The following is a 1,658-nucleotide window of genomic DNA, read 5'->3' on the forward strand; positions in this document are numbered from 1 at the left end:
GGCACCGCGCTCGGCGCCGCCCTGCAGCTGGCCGCCGAAGCCGGGGAACGCGGCGCGCCGACGGGCGACGCCGGGCTGGGTCGCGACTGGACCGACGAACAGCTCGAAGAGATCCTGATCAAGGCGAAGCTGCCCTACGAGCGCCCCGCCGACCTCGCCGAGACCGTCGCCGAAGCGCTGGCGAACGACGAAGTGATCGCGTGGTTCCAAGGCCGCGCCGAGTTCGGCCCGCGGGCGCTCGGGCACCGGTCGCTGCTGGCCCACCCGGGCCGCGAGGCGAACCTGGAACGCCTCAACGACGTCAAGGGACGCGAGCAGTTCCGCCCGGTGGCGCCGATGGTGCGGGCGGAACGGGCGGCCGAGATCTTCACCCGTGGCCCGCTCCCGAGCCCGTACATGCTGTTCGTGCACGACGTCGCCGCGGGCTGGCGGGACCGCATCCCGGCCGTCACGCACGTCGACGGCACGGCCCGCGTGCAGACCGTCGAAGACCGCGAAAACCCGGTGCTGGCCCGGATGCTCACGGCGTTCGAGCGGCGGACCGGCCTGCCGGTCGTGATCAACACCAGTCTCAACACGGCGGGCCGGCCGATGGTCGACTCGCCGCGCGACGCGCTCGAGTGCTTCGGCTCGGCGCCCATCGACCTGCTGGCGCTGGGGCCGTTCGTGCTCCGCCGCCCCCGTCCGACCCGACCCGGCGCGGCATCGCCGGTGCAGAAGGAGGTGCCATGATGGAGGACCATCTCGCCGCTCTGGCCGAGGCCGCCCGGCGAACCCGGGGATCCGCGCCCAAGATCACCGCGTGGGGGCGGCAGCTCGCCGGGGTGTTCGAAGCGGGCGGCCGCCTGCTCGCCTGCGGCAACGGGGGCAGCGCCGCCGAAGCCCAGCACCTGACCGGCGAGCTCGTCGGCCGGTTCCGCGACGAGCGGCGACCGCTGTCGGCCATCGCGCTGCACGCGGACACCTCCGCGACCACAGCCATCGTCAACGACTACGGCGACCACGAGGTCTTCGCCCGCCAAGTGCACGCGCACGGCCGGCCGGGCGACGTGCTGGTCTGCCTGTCCACCAGCGGCACCAGCCAGAACGTCGTCGCCGCCGCGAAGGCCGCGCACGAGCTGGGCGTGACGACCTGGGCGCTGACCGGGCCCGCCCCGAACCCCCTCGCCGCCTTGTGCGACGACGCCGTGACCGTCGAGGCCCCCACCGTCGCGACCGTCCAGGAAATGCACCTGGTGCTGGTGCACGGCTTGTGCGCGGCGCTCGACGACGCGCTCGGGGTGACCGCGTGAAGCCGCTGGTGGTCCTCGGCGACACCCTGCTGGACGTCGACGCCGAAGGCACCGCCGAGCGGCTGTGCCCGGAAGCGCCGGTGCCGGTGGTCGACCTGACCGCCCGCCGCCGTCGCCCCGGCGGGGCCGGGTTGGCCGCGTTGCTGGCGGCCCGGTCCGCGGCCGAAGTCGTCCTGGTCACGCCGCTCGGCGACGACGAAGGCGGCCACGCGCTGACCGGCCTGCTGGAACCGGACGTCACCGTGCTGCCGCTGCCGCTGCGCGGTACGACGGTGTGCAAGACCCGGGTCCGCGCGGGCGGGCAGTCGTTGCTGCGCCTGGATTCCGGCGACGGCACCGCCACGACCGGTCCGCTGCCCGGCCCCG

Annotated in this window: 2 protein-coding genes and 1 pseudogene; all 3 read left to right on the top strand. The window is 74.8% G+C overall.

Features of this window, described 5'->3' with window-relative positions; translation table 11 throughout:
- A partial coding sequence (locus G3I65_RS11760; protein WP_275940148.1) for a carbamoyltransferase C-terminal domain-containing protein occupies positions 1-732 on the top strand: 732 nt, incomplete at its 5' end.
- Complete coding sequence (locus G3I65_RS11765) at positions 729-1,292, top strand: SIS domain-containing protein (protein WP_163046674.1); 564 nt, start codon at positions 729-731, stop codon at positions 1,290-1,292. The genes G3I65_RS11760 and G3I65_RS11765, both read left to right, overlap by 4 nt.
- Positions 1,289-1,658, top strand: a pseudogene (locus tag G3I65_RS11770) (D-beta-D-heptose 1-phosphate adenosyltransferase); the annotation flags it as partial. The gene G3I65_RS11765 and the pseudogene G3I65_RS11770, both read left to right, overlap by 4 nt.

Source organism: Amycolatopsis sp. SID8362, assembly GCF_010550475.1.
Taxonomy (GTDB): Bacteria; Actinomycetota; Actinomycetes; order Mycobacteriales; family Pseudonocardiaceae; genus Amycolatopsis; species Amycolatopsis eburnea.